Here is a 23,030-nt window from a genome sequence, read left to right on the forward strand (position 1 = left end):
AGCGCTGCCGAAGTAGCCCACGCCCTTCACAAAGCTGAAGCGGCCACGCAAATGCCCCTGCTCCAGGCCGTCCTCAGCTTCCTGGGAAGGGCCGAGGGCTTGAAGGCCAGCCTGCTGCGGGCCTACCGGGGGGAGGAGCAGGAGTCCCAACCCCAACCCGCAGTTGCCCAAGCGTCACCCGCCGTGCAGTGCAAGCCACTGAAGCCTCAGGAAGCGGCTGAGTTAGCCGCCGCGCGTGAACAGCTCCAGCGCGTCAACCGCCAGATGGCCCTCGAGATCGCCGGGATCGTAGACCCCACCCCCATCTCCGACGGCATCAGCGCGGCGATCAGCCCGGGGGGACTTCGTCGGCACGGGCCTCTCGCTGGTCTCGATGCTGCCCTACGTGGGGGACGCGGCGGCGAAGAGCGCCAAGGGGGCGCGGGCGCTCGAGCGGCTGAGGAGCCTGGTCCACCAGGCCGAGCAGGCCGTGGGGGTGATCCGCCGCCTCGACCCAGGCAGCGTCAGGCAGGCCGAGGCCACCCTGGCGACCCTAACGGAGAAGGTCAGGAACGTGCTGAAGTACCGCTCGGTCAGGGTCACCGCCGACCACATCAGGCGGCTGGGGGATGACGTGCTGGACGAGATGGAGAAGCTGGGCGGGCATTTATTAGCAAAGCATGTAGGAAAAAAGGATCAGGAGCTGATCCAACGGGCTATTCGTGAAGGAGTTGAAGCTGCTTCGACGTTCCCGAATAAAGCCACGGCAACAAGGGCTGTTCTGGAGAACATACGCAGTCATGCAGATAAGATAGTCGAGTGGTTGGATAACAAAGTCAAGTTGCCCGACCAGCCGCTAAGGCTAGAGTTCGAACACTCATTCGAGGTAGGGCGCAGTGTGCAAGAAGGCTCGAAACGTGTGCAAGGAGGATTGAAAAAGTCTGTCCTAATATTGAAAAAAGCACCGGACAAACCCCTCGGTTTCTACATACTTACGGGCTTCCCAAGCGCAAAGTGAGGATGTTTGCCATGGATAAAACCGAGTTTCCGCTATTTCATTCTTTCGTGACCACTTGGTTTAGCGAAGGAATGGACTTCTCCGAATTAGATTCTGTTGCTGATGAAATGGCCCATTCCGTTCGCCAACAAACCAAGAAGGATTTCCTCCGGGAGGTTGAGCTGATGCTAGAGGCCCGGGATTGGAAGACAGTGGGCGAGTTCGTCAAAGAGCATGGCCGGCGCAGGCTATCCCCGGAGCGCCTCGAGCAGATGCTTCTCACCATCAAGAAACATCTGGAAATCGGCATTAGGAACCATGAAAACATCTTCGGCCTGGATTGAAAGCCCTGGGTCACCGGCCACAGCCTGGGCGGGGCCCTGGCCCAGACCGTGGCCTGCGAGATGCCGCAGTTCGTGGGGCACGTGGTCACATTCCAGGCCCCGGGCATCGACGCCAAAACCCTGCAAAAGCTCAAGGACTTCAACGCCAAACAGACCGACCCCGGCCGCCGCATCAGCAGCACCCACGTGCACTACAGCGGCGACCTTGTGGAGCGGGCCGGTGAGGGCTACACCGATGGGGTCATCGAAAGCCCATAGCCTCATCGGGAAGGGCTTCATCAACGGCATCACCGAGGCCATTAACGACCACATCAGGGCCTCTATCATCTTAGGGATTGGTCTCCTCGAGATCGGCTGGGTCTATAACTGGGTCGCTGAGCGCTTCGGTAAAGAAGCAGCCGCGAACCTGAAGGCTGGGTGTGGACAGTTCCTCGAGTTACTCTGCAACCCAAAGTTCTACCGGACCCTCGTCACGATGCCGGAGGACACCCGCAGGCTCTTCATCCGTACCGGACTGACCACAGCCGCCGAGCACACCATCTTGACTTACACGTCTATTCTGTTGCAGCAGAACCCTGAGTACGGCACCCTCTTCGCCGGAGCCAAAGGCAGTGCCAACCCCGAAGCCCCTGTGGCCTTTGCTGCCAGCGATAACCGCTTCGTGGGCAGCAAACGCACCGACCAGCTAGAAAAGCGCGTGATCGAGCCTTACCGGAAGGAGATCGGCTACCTTATCGGCAAAGCGTTTGACGACTGGAACAAAGCTAACGAAGCCAACCCCAACTATCGTTTAGTTGACACCGGGCGCGAGGAGTTCAGGGCAGTGTTCAGCATCCTCTCAGGGATTGCCAAAAAGGAGCCTGACCAGCGGCGGGCAGTTCAGAAGATGCGTGAGATGGTTCTGAGCAGCCAGGTACAAAACATCTTTAAAGCTCTCGAGCGCCTACACGAACAGTATGAGCGATGGTTCTTGGCACCCAAGAATCTAACGGATATCTGGGTCGCGTGGCATCAGGACTCAGCAAAGGCATACGAATGAACCGTCGCAATGGTCAATGCATGTACATAGTAGCAGCGATCATGTGCTTGATTCTCGTTGGCTGCAAGTTGGGACGTAATCCTCAGACCCAAGAAAGAGCTGTCTCTATGGAGCAACTAGATGAACGTGTGCTAAGGAGTGGTGATCTCAGAAAGATCGCTCTCTATCTTGCCGAGCAACTCACTTCACAGGACTTTACCGAGATTGATTGTGGAGGTACTAAGCATAGTACGTTGGTAAGCGTGTGTTTTGAGTATGTAGGGCCTGGCTCAAGCGATCAGGAACGGATCAACATCCTTTGGACCGAGGTGATGAACAAGCTCGTGGAACGGGGCAGGAATAAGTTCCTGATGCCCGACCCACCCTATGCCCAACAAAACTATTGGTACACCACGGTTTGGGGAATTCCGAGCACTCGGTAGACCTTTGATGTCGTGCTGGCCCGTACTCTTTACATAGAAGACCTTAGCCGAGAATACCTCGAACTAAGAATCACTTATTCAGAAAGCGAAACGTGGGATGATCTCTACCCTCCCCGTTAACTGCCTCACGGTAAAAGCTCGAGCCCATCCATAGCCCTCACTACCTGCCTTGCTCGTTGCAAGTGCCTTACAAGCGAAGCATGGAAGAACCCGTGACAAACCACCCGCGGGATGGGCTGTTACGTCGTCGCCACAGGCAAGAGCATTCAGGGAGTCGTGGGGCTTCTGAACAAGAAGTCGGTCTCGAGGCGCGATCTCGTCCTGCTGATCGCATTCGCGGTGCTGTGGCTGCTCCTGCCCGGAGGCTTCTGGGCCCACATTTTCATGCTCGCAGTTATGCGCATTCACTCGTGATAAAGCCCCAGGGCCCACCCCTCCATCGTGACCAGCCGCGCTCTGCGGTCCTGAAGCCGGGGGTATAATCCCAACACTCGTTTGTTTGCGAGGTGACAATGGTCACACTCTCCAGAACCCCCTCCTACCCCCATGAACGCAACCCCGGCACCCCCTTCGACCTCTCGGCGGTCGAGGGAGCGCTGGTCAATCGCAGCGCCATCGAGCGGCGGGCGGCGACCCTTCCCACCCGGCGCACGGTCAAGAAGGAGTGGCAGGCGGCATGGCTGCTGCACGCCATCACCACCATCGACCTCACCACCCTCTCGGGGGACGACACGCCCGGTACCGTGCGACGCCTGTGCGCCAAAGCCCGCCAGCCCCTGAGGCCGGAGTTGATGCAGGCGCTCGGGATCGCAAATAGGCCCATCACCACGGGGGCAGTGTGCGTCTATCACGAAATGGTCCCCACTGCCGTCGAAGCGCTGAAGGGTACGGGCATCCCCGTTGCCGCCGTCTCGACCGGCTTCCCAGCCGGGCTCAACCCCCACGCCCTCAAGCTGAAGGAAATCGAAGCCTCGGTGGCGGCGGGAGCTACGGAGATCGACATCGTGATCTCGCGTCGTCACGTGCTCACCGGCAACTGGAAGGCTCTTTACGACGAGGTGAAGGATTTCCGCGCTGCTTGCGGCCCGGCTCATATGAAGGCCATCCTGGCGGTGGGCGAGTTGGGCACGCTGAAGAACGTGATGCGGGCGAGCATGGTGTGCATGCAGGCGGGTTCGGACTTCATCAAGACCTCCACCGGCAAGGAGACGGTCAACGCCACGCTGCAAAACAGCCTGGTGATGGTGCGGGCCATCCGCGAGTTCTACGAGCAGACCGGCTACAAGGTGGGCTTCAAGCCCGCCGGGGGCATCCGCACGGCCAAGCAGGCCTTGGACTGGCTGATCCTGATGAAGGAGGAGCTAGGCGAGGAGTGGATGCAGCCCCACCTCTTCCGTATCGGCGCCAGTGCCCTGCTCAACGACATCGAGCGCCAGCTCGAGCACTTCGCCTACGGGCGCTACGCCTCGATGCAGTACCAGCCACTGGGATAAAGCCGCGTATGGCGCATTGCGCGTCGCTAAAGAGCCTGCGCCATACCCTTGCGAAAGGAGCTTATGACCGTCACTGAACTCCTCGAGACCCTCCCCTACGGCCCCGCGCCCGAAGCCGCCAAGCCCGCCCTCGAGTGGATCGAGGCGCACAAGGGTCGCTTCGGACTGTTCATCGGCGGGAAGTGGCGCGATCCCTCCACCCAGGAGTGGTTCGCCTCCATCAACCCCGCCAACGCCAAGCACCTCGCCGAGGTCGCGCAGGGCGGCCCCGACGACGTGAACGAGGCGGTGAAGGCCGCACGCAAGGCCTTCGCCTCCTGGAGCAAGACGCCCGGCCACGTGCGGGCCCGCTACCTCTACGCCATGGCCCGGCAGGTGCAGAAGCACTCGAGGCTCTTCGCCGTGCTCGAGACCCTCGACAACGGCAAGCCCATCCGCGAGACCCGCGACATCGACATCCCGCTGGTGGCCCGGCACTTCTACTACCACGCGGGCTGGGCGCAGCTCATGGAGAGTGAGCTCTCGGGCTACGAACCGGTGGGCGTGGTGGGCCAGATCATCCCCTGGAACTTCCCGCTGCTGATGCTCGCCTGGAAGATCGCCCCCGCGCTGGCGATGGGCAACACCGTGGTGCTCAAGCCCGCCGAGTTCACCTCGCTCACCGCCTTGCTCTTCGCGGAAATCTGCCAGAACATTGGCCTGCCCGCGGGCGTGGTCAACATCGTCACCGGCGACGGGCGTACCGGGGCTGCCCTGGTCGAGCACGAGGGCGTGGACAAGATCGCCTTCACCGGCTCGACCGAGATAGGGCGCATCATCCGGCGGGCTACGGCGGGCACGGGCAAGAAGCTCTCGCTCGAGCTCGGCGGCAAGTCGCCCTTCATCGTCTTCGACGACGCCGACTTGGATAGCGCCGTCGAAGGCGTGGTGGACGCCATCTGGTTCAACCAGGGGCAGGTCTGCTGCGCGGGCAGCAGGCTCTTGGTGCAGGAGGGCGTGGCCGAAAAGCTTTACCGCAAACTGCGCGCCCGCATGGAAAAGCTGCGGGTGGGCGACCCCCTGGACAAGGCCGTGGACATTGGGGCCATCGTGGCACCGGTGCAGCTTCAGAAGATCCAGCGACTCGTGCAGAAGGGCGTAGAGGAAGGAGCGGAGCTGTGGCAACCCAGTTGGGCCGTGCCCGCCGAGGGCTGCTTCTACCCCCCTACCCTCTTCACCAACGTCGCCCCGGCCTCGACCATCGCGCAGGAGGAGATCTTTGGCCCGGTGCTCGCCGCCATGACCTTCCGCACCCCCGAGGAGGCGGTCAGGCTGGCCAACAACACCCGCTACGGGCTGGCGGCGAGCATCTGGAGCGAGGACATCAACCTCGCCCTCGACGTGGCGACGCAGGTCAAGGCCGGGACCATCTGGATCAACAGCACCAACCTCTTCGACGCCGCTTCGGGTTTCGGCGGCTACCGCGAGAGCGGCTTCGGGCGCGAGGGGGGTAAGGAGGGGCTGTGGGAGTACGTGAAGAAAGCCGAACGCTCGACGGCAAACGCCGAACGCAAGACGCAAAGCGCAAAACGTAAGACGCAAGACACCCTGGCCCCCGACCCTCGACCCTCGACCCTCGGCTTCCCTCCCATCGACCGCACCGCCAAGATGTTCATCGGCGGCAAGCAGGTTCGCCCCGACAGCGGCTACAGCAGGGCGGTGTATGGACCCGGTGGAAACCTGATTGCCGAGGTGGGGCTGGGCAACCGCAAGGACATCCGCAACGCGGTGGAGGCGGCTCGAGGGGCCTTCGAGGGCTGGCGCAGGACCACCGGGCACAACAAGGCGCAGATTCTGTACTTCCTGGCGGAGAACCTCGAGGCCCGCGCCTTCGAGTTCGCGCGCCGCCTCGAGCTCCAGACCGGCGCGGACGGCATGGCCGAGGTCGAGGCCGCGATCCAGGCCCTCTTCACCGCTGCCGCCTGGGCCGACAAGTACGACGGCGTGGTGCACAACACCCCCATCCGCAACGTCACCCTGGCGGTGCCCGAACCCATCGGCGTGATGGGCCTGCTCTGCCCCGACGACCAGCCCCTGCTCGCCATCGCCACGCTGGCCGGGGCCGCGCTGGCGATGGGCAACACGCTGGTGGTGGTGCCCTCCCCTGCCCACCCCTTGAGCGCGACCGACCTGTATCAGGTGCTCGAGACCTCCGACGTGCCCGCCGGGACCTTCAACATCGTCACCGGCGAGCGCGACGAGCTCGCCAAGACCCTGGCCGAGCACGACGACGTGGACGTGGTGTGGTACGCCGGGCCCCAGGCGGGCCGGGCCATGGTGGAAAAGGCCAGCGCCGGCAACATGAAGCGCACCTGGACCCTGCCCGAGAGCGGCCCCTTGCCTGGCATGGACGAGATCCTGCGGCAGGCCACGCAGGTCAAGAACATCTGGGTCCCCTACGGGGCATAGCGTGCCGTTTTCTCTCGATTCAGCGCCGTTCCAGCGCTAATTGGTCCTCAGTTGGTATATGCTCGATACACATGCTTCGCACCTGGCAACCCTCGGACGAGACGGCCCTCCTCGAGCTCTGGCGGCGGCGCTGGGGTGAGCTTTTCCCTCTGGACAAGGCCCTCTGGGAGCAGCAGACCGCAGGCGACGCGCGGCACTTCCGGGCGGACCTGGCGCGGGTGTTCGAGGAAGGGGGCCGGGTCGTGGGGGCGGTGAGCCTCAAGACGCCGCCCTCGCCGCCCTCCTGGGCCAACCAGAACCCGCACAACGCCTGGATCAGCTTCCTGCTCGTCGAGCCGGGGCGGGAGCAGGACGTGGGGCGAGAACTGCTCGAGTACGCCCTCGACACCCTTCGCGCCGAGGGCTTTACCCGCGTGCAGTACGGCGGCGACCCCAACCACTTCTTCCCCGGCGTGCCGGTCGAGGACGCGGCGCTAGCCGGACTGTTGCGGGCTCTGGGCTTCGAGGCAGGGGGCCTCGAGCAGGACTTCATCCGTGACCTGACCGATTACGCCTTGCCCACCGCCGCGCGGGAGGCGCTCGAGGCGAGCGGGTTCAGGATCAGGCCCTGCCAACCAGAGCAGGTCCCCGGCCTGCTGGGCTTCCTCGAGGCCACCTTTCCGGGACGCTGGCTGTACGAGACCGAGCAACGCCTGAAGGTCGAGCCCACCCCCGCCGACGTGCTGGTGCTCGAGGGGGAGGGGAGCATCTGGGGGTTCGCCCACGTCTACCACCGGGGCTCCAGGCGCATCGGGCCGGGGATTTACTGGCGGGAAGCGCTGGGGCCCAACTACGGCGGCCTCGGCCCCATCGGGGTTTCCAGGGCCTTGCGGGGAAAGGGGCTGGGCTTCGCGCTGCTGTGCTACGGGGTGCAGCACCTCAAGGAACTGGGCATGGGGCGCATGGTGATCGACTGGACTACCCTGGCTGACTTCTACGGCAAGATCGGCTTCGTGCCCTGGCGCGGCTACCGCCCGCACAGCCGCGAGCTATGAGCCTGTACCGCGTGGGGGTGGACGCCGGGGGGACCGCGGTCCGGGCGGTGCTGGCGCAGAAGGGGTCGGAGGGCCTCCAGACGCTGGGCACCGCCACGGCGGGGAGCGCCAACCCGCGGCAGGTGGGCCTCGAGGCCGCCCACCGTGAGTTGCGGGTGGCGGTCGAGGCCGCCTTCCGAGAGGCCGGGCTCGAGCCCGATCTGGCGAGCTGCGCCGTTCACGCTGGGGTGGCGGGGTTGGCCACGCCCGAGGACGTGCGGGCCTTCGAGGGCTTTCCCCACCCCTACGCACGGCTCGAGGCCCAGAGCGACGCCACCCTGACGCTGGGCGCCTACTTCGCCGGGGAGCCGGGGGTGCTGCTCATCGTGGGCACCGGCTGCATCGCTTTGGCCCGGGGGCCGGACGGACGGCTATGCCGCCGCATGGGCTGGGGCTTCCCGCTCGAGCAGGGCGGGGGAAGCTGGCTGGGGCTCGAGATCTTGCGGCTGGCCCTGGCCGACTGGGAGAACGGGCAGGCGAGCCCGCTGGCCCAGAAGGCCCAGGAGCGCTTCTCGAGCGTGCGCGAAGCTTTGGAGTGGGGCAGGGGACAGACCGCGGGCGGCTATGGGCAACTGGCCCCATGGGCCTTTGAGGTCGCGACCGACCCGCGGGTAGCGGCGCTCCTACAGGGGTGGCACGAACTGGGCTCCCGGCTCGTCCGCGAGCTTCAGGCCCAGAGCGGGGTCCGGAGTGCGGGGGTCTGGGGCGGGTTGAGCGAACGGTTCGTGGAACTCGGGCGGCCCGAGGGCTACCAGCCGCCCCAGAGGGGGCCGCTCGAGCAGGCCCTGCTGCTGGCCGACCGCTTAGCTTCGGGGGTAGATCCAGGCGGTTGAAACCATCCTTGAGAGCGTTTGACCCCCTGCAAAGTACCCACAAGGTATGTTTACTGTGGGATGAGCTAGTCCACGCTCCGCACATCCGCCGCGTCGCGCAGCGCGTCGCCGAAGAAGTTGTAGGCCAGCACCGCCACGAAGATCAGGATTCCGGGCGTCAGCAGCCAGGGGTAGAGGTTGAGCGACTGGAAGTTCTGCGCGTCCTTGAGCAAGAGGCCCCAACTCGCCATGGGCTCCTTGATGCCCAGTCCCAAGAACGAAAGCGCCGACTCGCCGATGATGTAACCGGGCAGGGCCAGCGTAGCGGTGACGATGAGGTAGGAAGTGAGGTTGGGCGTGATGTGCTTGAGGATGATGCGCAGATCGGAGGCCCCGATGGCCCTGGCCGCCGTCACGTAGTCGAGGTCGCGCGCGCCGAGCACCTGCCCGCGCACCACCCGCGCCAGCCCCGCCCAGCCGATGAAGGAGAGCACCGCGATGATGCCCAGGTACACGTAGGTGCTGGGCCAGGAGGCCGGGATGACGGTGGAAAGGGCCATGAGGATGGGCAGACGCGGGATCGAGAGCAGCACCTCGATGAGGCGCTGGATGGCAGTGTCGATCCAGCCGCCAAAATAACCCGAAATGCCGCCCAGTAGGATGCCGATGGCGAAGGAGATCAGCACCCCGATAACCCCCACGGTGAGCGAGACCTGCGAGCCGACGAGGATCCTCGAGAGCAAATCCCGCCCGAACTGGTCGGTGCCTAGGGGGAAGAAGTAGCCTTCGGAGTAGGGCACGCCGAAGAGGTGAAGGTCGGTCTTTATGCCTAAAAAGCTGTAGGGCTCGCCCTGACGGATGAAGAAGCGGATGGGCGTGGGACGGGTCTTGTCCTCGACAAAGGTGTTGATGAAGGTGACGGGGTCGCGCTCCTTCTTCATCTGGTAGACGAAGGGGCGCACCAACCGTCCCTCGTGGACGATATGGACGCGCTGCGGCGGCTGGTACACCGCGTCGGGGTGCTGGGTGGTGAGGTTGTAGGGGGCCAGGAAACCGGCGAAAAGCGCCATTAGGTACAGCACTGCCAGCACCCACAGGCTCACCACGCCCGGCTTGTTCTTGAGGAAGCGCCGCCAGGCCAGGTAGAGCGGGCTGTTGCGGTCAACCCAGGATTTGTGAATCGCCTGGCTACTCATAGCGGATCCTCGGGTCGGCCCAGGCCAGCGCCACGTCGGCCAGCAGGTTGCCCACCATCAGCAGCACCGCCGACATCATCAGCAGGGCCATCACCACGTACTGGTCCTTGTTGAGCAGCGAGTCGTAGAGGAAGGGGCCGATGGTGGGGAGGTTGAGCACGATGGAGGCGATAATGGTGCTGGAGATGAGGTTAGGCAGCGAGAGCCCGGCGATGCTGATGAGGGGGTTGATGGCGTTGCGCACCGCGTGCTTCCACAGCACCACCCGCTCCGCCAGCCCCTTCGAGCGCGCCGTGCGCACGTAGTCCTGCGAGAGCACATCGAGCATGTTGGCCCGCATCTGCCGCATGATGCTGGCCGTGCCGTCGAGCCCGATGACGATGAGGGGAATCCAGAGGTGGCCCAGCATGTCCACGAACTTCGCCCAGCTCCACGGCGCATCGATGTACTGCGGGCTGAAGAGCCCACCCACGCTGGTGCCCCCGGCGCTCAGCACGGCGAAGATCAGCAGCAGCGCCACCAGGAAGTCGGGGGTGGCGAGGCCGAAGTAGCCGATGAAGTTGGCCAGCGTGGCCCCCAAGCCGTGGCGCCGTAGGGCGGTGTAGATGCCCAGGGGGATGGCGATGACCCAGGTCGCGAAGATGGTGAGCACCGCCAGGAACACCGTCCAGCCCAGCCGCTCCCAGATGAGTTCGGAGACGGGGCGGTTGTTGAGGAAAGAGTAGCCGAAATCCCCGCGCACCACCCCGGAGAGCCAGTTGAGGTACTGCACCCACACCGGCTGGTCGAGGAGGTACTGCCGACGGATGCGCTCGACGGTCTCGCGGGAGACGCGGGGGTCCTCGAGCATGTTCTCCAGAAAGCCCCCCGGCTGGAGCTGGATCACCGCAAAGACCAGCACCGAGATCAAAAGCAGCGTGGGGACCGCCACCAAAAAGCGTCTGAAAACGAAAATCCACATAAAGCAGGATCTGGGGGTGAGGGTTCAGGGAACAGGCCGGGGTGCATCCTCGGAGCCCTGCCCCTGAACCCTCTGCCCGCGTTTAGCGTTGGAACATCAGCGGTACGGGGTTGTAGCCAGGGATCACGCCCAGGCTGTAGACATAGTTGCCGTAGCGGTTGGACACCGCACCCACGGCGAACTCCTTAGCGATCATGATGACCATGGCCTCACGGGCGAAGATGGCCTGCCAGCGGTCATAGAGGGCTTTGCGCTGGGTGAAGTTGGTGGTGCTGGCGGCCTTTTCCCAGATGTCGTAGATCTCGCGCTCCCAGGGCAGGAAGTTGTTGAACTGCGGCGGGCCGTCGGGGGTGGTGGGCTGGGTGGACTGGTGCCAGTAGTACAGCGCCCCGCCCGGCTTCCAGATGGGCGTGCGCAGTTCGGGGTCGGGCTGGTCGCCCAGGCCTAAGACGAGAGCTTCCCAGTCCTTGCCGCGCCCGGTGGAGAGCAGGTTGGCGGCCAGGATGCCCTGCAGGTTGACCTTGATCCCGATCTGGCGCAGGTCGTTTTGCAGGATGGTGGCGATGCCGGTGAAGGCGGTGGAGTTGGAGCCGTAGGTGAGGGTGAACTCGAGCGGCCTCCCGCTGGGCAGCAGCCGGATGCCGTCGGGCCCGCGCTTGAGGCCGAGCTTGTCGAGCGCGGCGTTGGCCGCTTGCAGATTGTAGCTGCCCAGGAGCTTGCGGGTGTCGTAGTACCACTCGCTGATGGGGGCCATACCGTTGCCGGGAATCTCGGCCAGGCCGTTGTACACGTCCTCGATGATGCGGTTGCGGTTTACTGCCGCCTGAATCGCGCGGCGGAAGTCGGAGTTGCGGAAGAGCCGGGCCAGTTCGGGGTTTTTAGCGTCGTAGTTGAAGGCCAGGTGCGGGGGCGAGCCGAAGAGGGCGCGGAACTGCACCACTTTGAACGGAGCCCCCTGCACCTCGCGGCGCTTGAGGTCGGGGAACTCGGCCCCGGTGATGTTGATCTGACCCAAATTTCCGGCCAGGAACTGGGCTACGCGAGCCTGGGAATCGGTGATGACGAGGTATTGCAGCCGGTCGAGGTAAGGTAGCGCAGTGCCATTCTCGTCCCGCTTCCAGTAGTTAGGGTTCTTCACCAGCGTGACCTGCTGACCGGGGGTGTAGCTTTGCAGGCGGAAAGGCCCGGTGCCCACCACTTCCTCGGGGTTGACGTTGGTAGGCCAGGCGTTGTTGATCTCCGCCGGGGCCTTGCCCCCCTCCTGGCTGAAGCCCAGCAGCTTGTGCTTGGGCATGATCGGCAGGCGCATGTAATGGATGAAGGCCGGGGCGGGTTTGGGCAGGGTAAAGCGCACCCGGTAAGTATCGACCTTCTCAATCTTGACCCCGGCGAAGTTGCCCGCGTCCCCGCCGCGGGCTTCGGGGTTGGCCACAATCTGGCCGTAGGTGAAGACCACGTCATCAGCGGTGAAGTCGCGCCCATCGTGCCACTTCACCCCCCGGCGCAGGTTGAAGGTGTAGACCCTGCTCCCCCCGCTGATCTGCCAAGAGACCGCCAGGGCGGGCTCGATCTTGTAGTTGGCCAGGTTGTACTCGATGAGCCCGTCGAACATCTGATTGGCCAGGGTCTGGATGGCCGAGTCGATGGCTCCGTAGTAGAACAGCGTCTGGGGCGCGCTGCCCAGGGCGAGGGTCAGGCTGCCCCCGGCCTTGCCGCTCGTCACCCCCAGGTTGCCGTAGCCGGAGATGGTCTTGGGTTGGGCCAGGGCGAGCGCCCCCAGGAGCACGAACCCCACCAGCCATACTGCTCTTCGTTTACTCATCCCATTGCCTCCTTCCGATTTATGTAGACCATTCTAATACCAGTTGCCCCACCAAAGCACATAGCTACCCGCGTCGGGCGAGCCGCTCGAGCGCCCCCCGCAGGCCGCCGGCCTGGCTCAGGAGGCGGCGGGCCTCCTCGAGCCCCACCCCCTTGAGCAACAGCACCGCCAGGCTCACGCGGCCCTGGGCCTCGGCCAGGGCCTGCTCGGCCTCGGCCCTGGCCGCCCCGGTCAGCTCGCGCAGCATCGCCACCCCCCGCCGCCAGAGCTTCTTGTTGGTCAGCTCGACTTCCACCATGCGGTTGCCGTAGACCCGGCCCAGCCGGATCATGGTCAGGGTGGAGAAGAGGTTGAGGGCCACCTTTTGCGCCGTCCCGGCGGCCATACGGGTCGAGCCCGCCACCACCTCGGGACCGGTGTCGAGGCAGATGGCGTGATCCGCCGCGCGCAGCAGGGGGGTGCCTGGGTTGTTGGCGATGGCAACGGTGAGGGCACCCCTCGAGCGCGCCTCCTCGATGGCCGCCAGCGTGTAGGGGGTGCGCCCGCTGGCCGCCACCCCTACCAACACGTCGTTTGCACCCAGCATCGAAGCGGCCTCGCGGCCCGCCCCAACGTCGTCCTCCGCCCCCTCGACCGAGGAGAGCAAGGCCTTCTCACCCCCGGCCAGCAAGTAGAGCAGGCGGCTTCGTGGCCAGCCATAGGTGGGCGGGAGCTCGGTGCCGTCCTGCACGGCCAGTCGCCCGCTGGTTCCGGCCCCGGCGTAGGCCAGCCTTCCCCCCCGGCCTAGCCGCCGGGCAGCGGCCAAGGCGGCGGCTTCGATCTCCCCGCGCACCGCCCGCACCGCCGCGACGGCGACGAGCTGGCGCTCCAGCAGGGCCTCGAGGACCTCCCCCGACTCCCAAGTGTCGAGGTCTGTGTAACGTGGGCTGGCGGATTCGGTGTTCACTTTGAACTTGTCCTCCATTCGGCGGCGATGGCGTTGCCCACCGCCCGTCTCAGCTCGAAGATGCCGCTTTCCTTGTGGCGGCTGGGGTGGACACGGTTGGTGAGGAGCGCCCAGGCGTAGCCGCGCTCGAGGTCGATCCACAGCCCGGTGCCGGTGAACCCCGTGTGCCCGATGGTGCGCGGGCTGCACAAGCTGCCACCGCTGAAGCCCGGCTGCCGCAGGACCCAGCCCAAAGCCCGCTCGGAAGTCTGGGGGCGGGTCATCTCCTCGAGGGCGGCCTGTGAGAGCAGGCTGCCGTTCAGGACGGAGCGGGCCCACTCGAGGACGCCCGCCAGGGTGCCAAACAGCCCCGCGTGCCCCGCGCCCCCCAGGGCGAAGGCGTTCTCGTCGTGGACTTCGCCCCGCAGCACCCGCCCCCGCCAGGGGCAGCGCTCGGTGGCGACGGAGTTCTCGGGTTGGGGCTTCCAGGTGAGCCCCGCGGGCAGCGGGAAGTCGCTGAGGGGCTTGCCGCGCAGGCGCTCGAGCAAGAGCCCCAGCAGGATATAGCCGATGTCGGAATACACCGTCTGGCCCGGATCGCCCACTTCCCAGCGGTGTTGCAGGACCTGCTGCTTGAGCAGCTTCGCATCGGCATTCCAGGTGTACAGCGGGGCCCAGGCCGCAAGCCCTGAGGTATGGGTCAGAAGCTGGCGCAGGGTGCGCTTGGGCAGCTCGCCGTTCTGCATCCAGGCCATCTCGGGGAAGAAGCGCCCCAGGGGGTCGTCGAGGTCGGCCAGCCCCTCCTCGAGCAGGCGCAGCACCTCGGGCACCGTGAAGATGACCTTGCTCAGGCTGGCGAGGTCGAAGGTCATGGCGGCCTCGAGCGGCAGGGCTTCCGGCTCGAGCTGGGCCTTGCCATAGACCCAGGTTTCGGCCTCCCCCTCGGCCCACACGACCCCCAGGGCCGCGCCGGGGATCTGGCCAGCATCGACGGCGGATCGGACGATTCGGATGGCGTCGTGGATCATAGTCCTCTAGCGCCCCTTCAGGCGGGGGTCGAGCGTGTCGCGCAGCACGTCACCCAGCAGGTTGAAGCCCAGCGAGGCGAGCAGGATGGCCAAGCCGGAGAAGACCGAGGTCCAGGGCGAGATGGTCAGGTAAGCCCGCCCCTCCGAGAGCATCAGGCCCAGCGAGGGGGTGGGGGGCTGGGTGCCCAGGCCCAAGAAGGACAGCGAGGCCTCCACCAGGATGGCTGTGGACAGCGAGAGGGTGGACTGCACCAGGATCACCGAGGCCAGGTTGGGCAACAGGTGGCGAGCGATCACCCGCGCCGTCGAAGCGCCCAGGGCCTGGGCCGCCTGGACGTACTCACTCTCGCGCAGCACCAGGGCCGGGCCCCGCACCAGCCGGGCGAAGATCGGGGTGTAGACGATGCCGATGGCCAGGGCGGTGTTCGCCTGGTTGGGCCCCAGCATGGCGATGATGCCAATGGCCAGCAGGATGATGGGGAAGGCCAGGAACACGTCCATCACCCGCATGACCAGCCGGTCGTAGAGGCCGCCGTAGTAGGCCGCCGAGACGCCCAGAAAACCCCCGACCAGCAGCGCCAGGATGACCGAAAGCCCCGCTACGAAGAGCGAGGCCCGGATGCCATGGAGGATCCTCGAGAGCACGTCGCGCCCGAACTGGTCGGTGCCCAGCCAGTGCTGGGCGCTGGGCCCTGCGAGGCGGGCCAGGATGTCCTGTCGCAGGGGGTCGTAGGGCGCGATCAGGGGGGCCAGCAAGCCGCCGAGCACGATCAAGAGGGTCAGGCCCAGGCCCAGTGCTCCCAACGGGTTGCGCAGGAGGCCTCGAGTGAAGCTCCAGGTGCCGCTCATGCGTACTCCACGCGGGGGTCGAGGTAGGCGTAGGCCAAGTCCACGAGCAGGTTGATGAACACGAAGCCTGCCGTGACCAGCAAAATGGTGCCCTGTACCAGCGGGTAGTTGCGCTCGTTGATGGCCCCCACGATCAGGCGGCCCATGCCCGGCAGGGCGAAGACCTGCTCGACGACGATGGCCCCGCCAAAGAGGTAGCCGGCCTGGATGCCCACGACCGTGACCAGCGGGATAAGCGCGTTGCGCAGAGCGTGCTTGTACATGACGATCCGCTCGGAGAGCCCCTTGGCCCGGGCGGTGCGGATGTAGTCCTGGCTCAAAATGTCCAGCAGGGTCGAGCGCAACAGCCTCGACAGCCCCGCCAAAAGCGGCAGGGAGAGGGCCAGTACGGGAAAGAGCAGCCGGGCAAAGTGCCCTGCGGGGTCTTCGGCCAGCGGCACGTAGCCGATGGTAGGAAAGCCGGGCCACAGCTTGAAGGAGAGGTAGATGAACAGCGTCCCCAGCCAGAACGACGGCACCGTCACACCCGCGATGGCCACCAGCCGCACCAGGTACTCCCCCGTGGAGTTGCGCCAGTAAGCGCTCAGAATCCCGATGGGAACGGAGAGGAACACACCCAGGATCAAGGAGAGAAGGGTGATTTCGAGGGTCAGCGGCAGCCGGGCCAGGATTTCGTCTCGGATGGGGGCCCCCGTCCACACGCTCTGTCCCAGGTCGCCCCGCAATACCCCAGTGAGCCAGTCCCAGTACTGCACCACCAGCGGCTTGTTCAGTCCCAGCTTCTCGCGCAGAGCCTCGAGGCGGTCCGGGGTGATCTCGGTGTTGGCCCCCAACATGATCTGTACGGCGTCGCCGGGGATGAGCCGGATCATCAAAAACACCAGCACCGAGACCCCGAAGAGCACCAGCACGAGGTCGAGGAGGCGGCGAAGGGTATAGGCGAGCATGAGCTTCAGGCACCGTACGCCTTACGCCCTGCGCCAAAGCCAAGAGCGTACGGCGTAAGACGTACGACGTAGGACAAGGTCATTCACCGTGCCAGCCAGGTGTCGCGCAGGTACAGCAAGGAGCGGGTGGGAACGGGCTTGAAGCCCTGCACGTTCTCGCGGGCCGCCGAGAAGAGGGTGCCGTAGACCAGGTGAGCGATGGGCCCCTGGCAGGCCAGCTTTACCTGCAGCTCGGCGTAAATTTTGCGCCGGGCGTCGAGGGTGGTGGCGGTGCGGCCCTGGTTGAGCAACTGGTCCACACGGGCGTCGGAGTACTTGAAGACGTTGGTCGAGCCGCCGGTGGAGAAGGTGCGGAAGAGGTAGCCGTCGGGGTCGGCGCTGCCGCCGTTGAGGGAGGCGAAGGCGTCGAAGTTGGAGTTGCGCCACTCCTGCACGAATTTGCCGAGCTCGAGGATCTCGATCTTAGCGCGAAAACCGGCGGCGGCGAGCTGGGCCTGCAGGACCTGGGCCGCGTCCACCACGGTCTTGACCGAGCCCAGGGTCAGGATGGTGAAGTCCACGCCGCCGGGGTAACCGGCCTGGCGCAGCAGCTCACGGGCTTTGGCTGGGTTGGTGTTGTAGCAGGGGAAAGCCGAGATAGGCGAAGCCCAGCCCTTGAGGGCCGGCGAGAGCGGCCCGCCGGGAACCCCGTTGCCAAAGTACACCGCCTGCACCAGCGCCTTGCGGTCGATGGCGTAATTGAGGGCCTCACGCACCCTGGGGTTGTCGAAAGGCTTGCGGGTGACGTTCATCCCCAGCAGGCTGTAGGCCAGGTCCTGGGTCTGGTAGAGCTTGACGCCGGGAGCGTTCTTGAGGGTCACGGCCAGCGAGGGGTCGATGTTGGGCAGGAAGTGGTAGGTGCCGCTCGAGACCCCGATCTGCCGCGTAGCCGCGTCGGGGACGATGTTGAAGCGCAGAGCATCGAGGTAAGGCCGACCCTGGCGCCAGTAGCGCGGGTTGCGCTCGAGCTGAATGTAGGTGTCGGGCACCCACTCTCTGAACTGGAAGGGCCCGGTGCCCACCGCCCGGCGCTGCAGGTCCCCCCCGCCCGCGACGTACTCCGAGGGCACGATGGAAAGCCCAGCCAGCTCGCTGAGGAAGGGGGAGAAGGGCTGGGAGAGCTCGAAGACGACTTCCTGTGGACCGTTGGCCCGCACCTCCTTGACCAGGTTGAAGCGGCTGGCGACGGGAGAGCCGGTCTTGGGGTCGCGCACCCGGTTGAAGCTCGCCACCACGTCCTTGGAGTCGAAGGCCTGGCCGTTGTGGAAGGTCACCCCCGAGCGCAGCTTGAAGGTATAGGTCAGCCCGTCGGGACTCACCTTCCAGGACTCGGCCAGCGCCGGGCGCACCCGCAGGCCTTCGTCTACCTCGGTGAGCCCTTCGTAGATGTTGCCGATCACCACGAAGGTTGCGAAGGCCGTGGCCACGTGGGGGTCGAGGCCCGCCGGGGAAGAATCCACCGCGATCTGCAAAGTGCCCCCCCGCATCGGGGCCTGCGCCCAGGCCAGAGATCCAATCAGTGCCGCCAGAAAGAGCCATCCAACTCGCCGCATAGGGCCTCCTCCTCGAGCTGAACTCCGTACCCTTCCGATCTTAGTGGCTCGAGCTTTGGTATTCAAGTGGTATTGTGAAGAAATGCCCTGATTTACGTGGATTGGTGGGATCCTGACGAACCAAGAAATTTTGGTAGTCAGGTGGTATATTTAGGCAAAGCATGAGGCTGCAACTGAATAGCTCCTCGCACACGCCCCTGTATCTTCAGCTCGAGGCCGCCCTGCGCGAACGCCTGGCCTCGGGGGAGTGGCGCTCGGGGCAGGCCCTCCCGCCCGAGCGTGAGCTGGCCCAGCAGCTTGGGGTCTCCCGCATCACCCTGCGGCGGGCGCTCGAGCGATTGGAGGACGAAGGCTTGCTCATCCGCCGTCAGGGCAGCGGCACCTACGTCAGCCAGCGGGTCGAGCAAACCCTCACGGCCCTCACCGGCTTCAGCCAGGACATGGCGGCAAGGGGGCTCAGGGCCAGCAGCCGCTGGCTCCAGCGGGGCATCTTCCGCGCCACCCCCGAGGAGGCCTTGGCCTTCGGCCTCTCCCCTACCGCCGAGGTCAGTCGCCTGGAGCGCTTACGCCTGACCGAGGACGAGCCCATGGCCCTGGAGCTCGCCGCCCTCCCCGTGCGCTACTTGCCCGATCCCCAGGCCGTGGGGGATTCGCTCTACGCCTACCTCGACCTGCACGGGCTGCGCCCGGTGCGGGCCCTCCAGCGCCTGCGGGCGGTCGCCGCCCTCCCCCGCGTGGCCGAACTCCTGGCCATCCGCCCCGGCGACCCCGTGCTCTACATCGAGCGCCTGAGCTACCTCCCCGATGGCAGCGTGCTCGAGTTCACCCGCAGCCACTACCGCGGCGACCGCTACGACTTCGTGGCCGAGCTCAAAGGGGGCAAGTGAAGGTCCTGGGCCTGATGTCGGGCACCTCGGTGGACGGGGTAGACCTGGTGCTGGCCGAGCTCGACGGACGCCCTCCCCACCTGGAATGGAAGGTGCTCGAGCACCGCGAGGCTCTCTTCCCCGCCGAGCTGCGCGAACGGCTGCTGAAGGCCCTGCACGGCGAGAGCCTGACCCGCGAGCTGGCCCTGCTGCACCACGACCTGGGTCGCTTCTACGCCGAGGCCGCAACCTCCTTCGCCGGGGTAGCCCAGCTCGCCGCCGTCCACGGCCAAACCGTGTGGCACGAGCCCCCGCAGACCACCTTGCAGATCGGGGAGGCAGCTTACCTGGCCGAGGCGCTGGGGGTTCCGGTAGCCGCCGACTTCCGCCCCTCCGACCTGGCCCTGGGCGGCGAGGCGGCCCCGCTGGTGCCCTACCCCGACCTGCTGCTCTACGGCGAGGCGGGCGTGCGGCGGGCCATCCACAACATCGGCGGCATCTCCAACCTGACCTACCTAAGTGGCCTCGAGCCCTCCAGCCTGCTGGCCTTCGACACCGGCCCCGGCAACTGCCTGATCGACGAGGCGGCAAGCTGGGTCGGCCTGACCCACGACCCCGGCGGCAAGGTGGCCCAGAAGGGGCAGGTCAACGAGGAAAAGCTCTCGGCCTGGCTGGCCCACCCCTATTTCCGGCGCCCGCCGCCCAAGTCCACCGGGCGGGAGATCTGGCGGCTGGACCAGCTCGAGACCGAGGGGTTCAACCCCCCTGACCTGCTGGCCACCCTGACCGAACTCACCGCCCGGAGCATCGCCCAGGCCTACGAGCGCTTCGTGCTGCCGCGCGGTCTCGACGAAATCTGGGTAGCGGGGGGCGGGGCTTACAACCACACCCTCATGCAGCGCCTGCGCGCGCTGCTGCCCGTGCCCGTTCACACCTTCGAGGAGCGCGGCCACAACTCCAAGGTGCGCGAAGCGCTGGCCTTCGCGGTGCTGGGCTACCTGCGCTTTTTGGGCCTGCCCAACGTGCTGCCCCAGGTCACGGGAGCCAGGAGCGCCGCCGTCGCGGGCAAGCTGCTGGTGCCCGGAGTTCGATACGGAGGGTGAAGAACGTTTAGCGCACCGCGCCCGCCCCCCAACCACCGCTCACCCAACCCAGGTCAGCGAAAAGTAAGTGGTGTGACCGAACGAACCTGAGTACAATGTATACCATGCCAAGCCTGCGCGAACGGCAAAAACTTCGCCGCCGCGAGCGAATCTTCCGTACGGCGGTCAATCTTTTCCGCGAACGCGGTTTCCACCAAACCAGCGCTTCCGAGATCGCCAAGGCCGCGCACGTCTCGAGGGGCACCTTCTTCAACTATTACCCGTATAAGGAGGCGGTACTGCTCGACTACGGCGCGGCCCTGCTGGAAGATCTGCGCCTCAAGGCCCGCGATGAACTAGCGGGCGGCGATCCTCCGCTGGAGGTATTGCGCCGCCTGTGGGAGAGGCTGGCCGAGACCAGCGAGAACGAGCGTGAGCTGCTCTCACCGCTGGCTTACGAACTCCTCAACCCCGATCCCGCGCGGGCTCGAGCCGCCTTCGAGGCGCTACCCCTGGGAGCGCTGGTGGCTGAGATCCTCAAACCGCTGCTCGAGTCGGGCCAGTTGCGCAAGGACCAGTCCTTAGAGCGCATCGCCCGCTCCATCGCCGATGTCTACCTGCTGGCCGCGCTGCGCTGGGCGGCCTACACCCCCAACCGCCGCCTCAAGGACGAGATGATGAAGTTCCTCGAGCTCATGCTCGAGGGCGTTCTGGCCCGATAAGCGCAGGAAAACCTTCCTCCCGAAGCGCTTGAGTTTGGGAATGAAGCGCCCCGCGCCCTCGAGCGCTGAAGGCTAGCGGCTTTGGAACTCGAAGGTCCTGGTCAACAGCCTGTTGGTCTTGAGGTCAACGTAGGTGAGGTTGCCCCCCACCAGGCCGTTGAACTTCAGGCCCTTGGCCGTTTCGATCTCGACAACCAGGGCTTCAGCCTGACCCAGCCTGGCCTTGAGGTCGTTGTATTGAGGCAGGGTCCAGACCGAAGGCGGGCATCGCTTACCCATGCTGCTTTTGCCCTGGCCGCCATCGGTGAGGTGAAAACGGGCCGTCTCCAAATCGGTTCTGGGGAAAACCACCGAAACGAACTTGCCCTTTTTGAAGTCAGGGTAATAAGTGTTGATGATGGTGTCGAGCCGAGCGTTGACACTTCTCTCGCAGGCATCAAAATCAGCCTGGAGTGCCCGTGCTTGTGAGGGCACGACGGGCGCGGTAATGTTGGGGGCGCAAGCCGACAGGGATAGCACCCCGGCGAGCGAGGCCACGAAAGCTTTTGTGAATCGTCTGAGCTGCATCTTCATGCTCCTTTCCTGGGATAAACCCATAAGATCATAAGCCGATACAATCCAGAATTTCATGAGAATCTACCCAGCAACGACCTGGATTCAGAGGCATGGACGCGACAACTTGCTTCTTGTACACAGTTGCATCATTGGGGTGTTCTTTGCGTTGCCAAGGCCAATCCTCGAGTGGAGGCCCCGAAGAGCGCGATAAGCTGGGGAGGCCATGTTCTCCCGGCTCATCCCCACCCCACTCGGTCCGCTCTACGCCGAGGCCAGTGAGCGGGGCCTGACCTCAGTGCGACTGTTGGTGCTGGCAGAGGACTTTTCCGAGCACAGCAACCCCCTGCTCGAGCACCTGGCCGCCGGGGTCGGGCGCTACTTCGAGGGCGAAGCCGAGCTATTCCTCGACATAGACCTCGACTACAGGGGCTTTTCCCCCGAACGCATCGCCCTGTACGAGCGCGTGCGGCGCATTCCCTTCGGCAGCACCACCAGCTACGCGGCCCTGGGGCGTGAGCTGGCCCTCTCACCCAGGGCGGTGGGAGCCGGAATGCGGGCCTGCCCGTTCTTCCTGGTGGTTCCCGCCCAGCGGGTCATTCACGCCGACGGGCGGCTGGGCGGGTTCATGGGCGCCGAGGGCATCAAGCTGTGGCTGCTGCTGCACGAGGGCCTCGAGGCCAGCCGGTTCAGGTAGCGCAGTTCCTGCCCAACGCAAAGCGAAGCTACTCACGCGGGTCCGTCATGCTCAGTTGGGCCGCGCGCAGTTGCAACATCCTCAGCAAATCGGTCTTGCTGAGGATGCCCACCAGGTTTCCGGCCTGATCGATAACCACCATGTGGGCAAAACCCTGCTCGGCCATGCGCTGCAGGGCCTCGAGCGCCCCCGCGTACTCGCCAATCGTCTGGGGCGGGCGCATTCGCTCACTCACCGGAGCATCCGGGGAAGCCCCTTGCAAGTCCTCCAGGCCGATCATGCCCAGCAGCCGCCCATCGGCCACCACCGGGTAGTCAACGTGGCGCTCGGCCATCATCTTCTCGAGCAGCCCGGTTACCGTCAGGGTAGGAATGACCGTGCTGACGCTTCGGGTCATCAGGTCGCGCACCCGCAGCCCCTCCAGGGCCTGGCTGAACACCGCCTGCTCGGCCTCAGCGCTGGCGGCCATGTACACGAACAGCGCGACCAGGGCCATGAAGAGGTTGCCTATCAGCAAGCCCAGCAAACCCAGGCCGAAGGCCAGGAAACGGCTGACGGCGGCGGCGGTGCGGGTGGCCTCGAGATAGGGTCGGTAGAGCGCCAGTACGCTGCGCAACACCCTACCTCCGTCCAGCGGCAGGGCCGGGAGGAGGTTGAACAGGGCCAGGCTCAGGTTCACCACGCTCAGGTAGCCCAGCAGAAAGGCCAGGCCACCCTCCGATGCCGACAGGCTTCGCAGCAGGGCACAGAGTCCGGCCAGGCCCAGGCTCACCAGCGGGCCCACGATGGCGATGACGGCCTCGGCTCCGCGGGCGCGGGGGATGCGCTCGAGCTGCGCGACCCCGCCCAGCAGCCAGAGGGTGATCTCACGGGTCCGCACCCCATAGCCCCTCGCCGTGAGGGCATGGCCCAGCTCGTGAATCAGCACGCTGGCGAACAGACCCACCGCCGCGAGCAGGCCCAGGAGATAGGGCGTGAGCCCCTGGGTCAAAGCCGGCTGGGGCTCCAGCCCCAGCAGCCGCAGGTACTCAGGAAGCTGGCTCCCGATCAAAACGGCAAAGAAAGGCAGCACGATGAGAAAGCTCAGGTCCAGCGAAATCGGAATGCCCAGCAGCCGGAAAGGGAGGCGGATAGCCCTTTGGAACATCGTCTCATTGTACGGGTGGCCGCTCGAAGGTTGCGTC

22 protein-coding genes and 1 pseudogene are annotated in these 23,030 nt (G+C 65.4%); 13 read left to right on the plus strand and 10 right to left on the minus strand.

Annotation, left to right across the window (positions count from 1 at the left end; translation table 11 throughout):
* Window positions 1–373 precede the first annotated feature (373 nt).
* The 9 genes and pseudogenes from Mrose_RS09860 (at window position 374) to Mrose_RS09900 (ending at window position 8,628) form a co-directional block, all read left to right on the plus strand.
* Window positions 374–997, plus strand: a complete 624-nt coding sequence (locus Mrose_RS09860) for an RNase A-like domain-containing protein (protein ID WP_147371608.1) — start codon at window positions 374–376, stop codon at window positions 995–997.
* 11 nt (window positions 998–1,008) lie between these two features.
* Entirely contained in the window at window positions 1,009–1,320 is a 312-nt protein-coding gene (locus tag Mrose_RS09865) for a hypothetical protein (protein ID WP_147371609.1), read from the plus strand.
* Between the two features lie 18 nt (window positions 1,321–1,338).
* Window positions 1,339–1,578, plus strand: a pseudogene (locus tag Mrose_RS09870) (alpha/beta hydrolase family protein); the annotation flags it as partial.
* Entirely contained in the window at window positions 1,556–2,359 is an 804-nt protein-coding gene (locus Mrose_RS09875) for a hypothetical protein (protein WP_119277825.1), read from the plus strand. The pseudogene Mrose_RS09870 and the gene Mrose_RS09875, both read left to right, overlap by 23 nt.
* A 653-nt stretch (window positions 2,360–3,012) precedes the next feature.
* Window positions 3,013–3,195 carry a hypothetical protein gene (locus tag Mrose_RS09880; RefSeq protein WP_119277827.1) on the plus strand — a complete coding sequence of 61 codons (183 nt, stop codon included), beginning with the start codon at window positions 3,013–3,015 and terminating at the stop codon, window positions 3,193–3,195.
* Window positions 3,196–3,293: 98 nt separating this feature from the next.
* Entirely contained in the window at window positions 3,294–4,274 is a 981-nt protein-coding gene (deoC, locus tag Mrose_RS09885) for a deoxyribose-phosphate aldolase (RefSeq protein ID WP_119277829.1), read from the plus strand.
* Window positions 4,275–4,337: 63 nt separating this feature from the next.
* Entirely contained in the window at window positions 4,338–6,722 is a 2,385-nt protein-coding gene (locus Mrose_RS09890) for an aldehyde dehydrogenase family protein (protein WP_119277831.1), read from the plus strand.
* Between the two features lie 71 nt (window positions 6,723–6,793).
* Window positions 6,794–7,756 carry a GNAT family N-acetyltransferase gene (locus Mrose_RS09895; protein WP_119277833.1) on the plus strand — a complete coding sequence of 321 codons (963 nt, stop codon included), beginning with the start codon at window positions 6,794–6,796 and terminating at the stop codon, window positions 7,754–7,756.
* The gene (locus Mrose_RS09900) at window positions 7,753–8,628 is read left to right on the plus strand and encodes a glucosamine kinase nucleotide-binding domain-containing protein (RefSeq protein WP_119277835.1); all 876 of its coding nucleotides are present in this window, start codon (window positions 7,753–7,755) and stop codon (window positions 8,626–8,628) included. Before Mrose_RS09895 ends, Mrose_RS09900 begins: the two co-directional genes overlap by 4 nt.
* A gap of 65 nt (window positions 8,629–8,693) precedes the next feature.
* Here Mrose_RS09900 and Mrose_RS09905 read toward each other — a convergent pair whose 3' ends face one another.
* The 8 genes from Mrose_RS09905 to Mrose_RS09940 all read right to left on the minus strand — a co-directional run bounded on the left by Mrose_RS09905 (window position 8,694) and on the right by Mrose_RS09940 (window position 17,927).
* Entirely contained in the window at window positions 8,694–9,803 is a 1,110-nt protein-coding gene (locus Mrose_RS09905; RefSeq protein WP_119277837.1) for an ABC transporter permease, read from the minus strand.
* Window positions 9,796–10,764, minus strand: a complete 969-nt coding sequence (locus Mrose_RS09910; RefSeq protein ID WP_119277838.1) for an ABC transporter permease — start codon at window positions 10,762–10,764, stop codon at window positions 9,796–9,798. The genes Mrose_RS09905 and Mrose_RS09910 overlap by 8 nt, the downstream gene beginning before the upstream one ends.
* An 82-nt stretch (window positions 10,765–10,846) precedes the next feature.
* A complete protein-coding gene (locus tag Mrose_RS09915; protein ID WP_119277840.1) occupies window positions 10,847–12,586 on the minus strand; it encodes an ABC transporter substrate-binding protein in 1,740 nt (579 codons plus the stop codon).
* Between the two features lie 64 nt (window positions 12,587–12,650).
* A complete protein-coding gene (locus tag Mrose_RS09920) occupies window positions 12,651–13,532 on the minus strand; it encodes an N-acetylmuramic acid 6-phosphate etherase (RefSeq protein WP_245969811.1) in 882 nt (293 codons plus the stop codon).
* Complete coding sequence (locus tag Mrose_RS09925; protein ID WP_119277844.1) at window positions 13,529–14,539, minus strand: serine hydrolase domain-containing protein; 1,011 nt, start codon at window positions 14,537–14,539, stop codon at window positions 13,529–13,531. Before Mrose_RS09925 ends, Mrose_RS09920 begins: the two co-directional genes overlap by 4 nt.
* Window positions 14,540–14,545: 6 nt before the next feature.
* Window positions 14,546–15,388 carry an ABC transporter permease gene (locus Mrose_RS09930; RefSeq protein WP_119277846.1) on the minus strand — a complete coding sequence of 281 codons (843 nt, stop codon included), beginning with the start codon at window positions 15,386–15,388 and terminating at the stop codon, window positions 14,546–14,548.
* A complete protein-coding gene (locus Mrose_RS09935) occupies window positions 15,385–16,335 on the minus strand; it encodes an ABC transporter permease (protein WP_119277848.1) in 951 nt (316 codons plus the stop codon). The genes Mrose_RS09930 and Mrose_RS09935 overlap by 4 nt, the downstream gene beginning before the upstream one ends.
* Before the next feature lie 83 nt (window positions 16,336–16,418).
* Window positions 16,419–17,927 (minus strand): ABC transporter substrate-binding protein, encoded by a 1,509-nt coding sequence (locus tag Mrose_RS09940; protein WP_119277849.1) that lies wholly within the window; start codon window positions 17,925–17,927, stop codon window positions 16,419–16,421.
* Window positions 17,928–18,088: 161 nt separating this feature from the next.
* On the opposite strand from Mrose_RS09940, the gene Mrose_RS09945 reads away from it, so the two are divergent.
* The 3 genes from Mrose_RS09945 to Mrose_RS09955 all read left to right on the plus strand — a co-directional run bounded on the left by Mrose_RS09945 (window position 18,089) and on the right by Mrose_RS09955 (window position 20,597).
* Entirely contained in the window at window positions 18,089–18,814 is a 726-nt protein-coding gene (locus tag Mrose_RS09945; RefSeq protein WP_119277851.1) for a GntR family transcriptional regulator, read from the plus strand.
* A complete protein-coding gene (locus tag Mrose_RS09950; RefSeq protein WP_119277853.1) occupies window positions 18,811–19,896 on the plus strand; it encodes an anhydro-N-acetylmuramic acid kinase in 1,086 nt (361 codons plus the stop codon). The genes Mrose_RS09945 and Mrose_RS09950 overlap by 4 nt, the downstream gene beginning before the upstream one ends.
* A 104-nt stretch (window positions 19,897–20,000) precedes the next feature.
* Complete coding sequence (locus tag Mrose_RS09955; protein WP_119277855.1) at window positions 20,001–20,597, plus strand: TetR/AcrR family transcriptional regulator; 597 nt, start codon at window positions 20,001–20,003, stop codon at window positions 20,595–20,597.
* Window positions 20,598–20,669: 72 nt separating this feature from the next.
* On the opposite strand, the gene Mrose_RS09960 is transcribed toward Mrose_RS09955, so the two are convergent.
* On the minus strand, window positions 20,670–21,164 hold the full coding sequence (locus Mrose_RS09960; RefSeq protein ID WP_147371610.1) for a hypothetical protein: 495 nt from the start codon (window positions 21,162–21,164) through the stop codon (window positions 20,670–20,672).
* Between the two features lie 211 nt (window positions 21,165–21,375).
* Here Mrose_RS09960 and Mrose_RS09965 point away from each other — a divergent pair, with 211 nt between their 5' ends.
* On the plus strand, window positions 21,376–21,846 hold the full coding sequence (locus tag Mrose_RS09965) for a methylated-DNA--[protein]-cysteine S-methyltransferase (RefSeq protein WP_119277859.1): 471 nt from the start codon (window positions 21,376–21,378) through the stop codon (window positions 21,844–21,846).
* A gap of 28 nt (window positions 21,847–21,874) precedes the next feature.
* Here Mrose_RS09965 and Mrose_RS09970 read toward each other — a convergent pair whose 3' ends face one another.
* Entirely contained in the window at window positions 21,875–22,993 is a 1,119-nt protein-coding gene (locus tag Mrose_RS09970) for a site-2 protease family protein (protein WP_119277861.1), read from the minus strand.
* Window positions 22,994–23,030 lie beyond the last annotated feature (37 nt).

This window comes from Calidithermus roseus (assembly GCF_003574095.1).
GTDB classification, from domain to species: Bacteria; Deinococcota; Deinococci; order Deinococcales; family Thermaceae; genus Calidithermus; species Calidithermus roseus.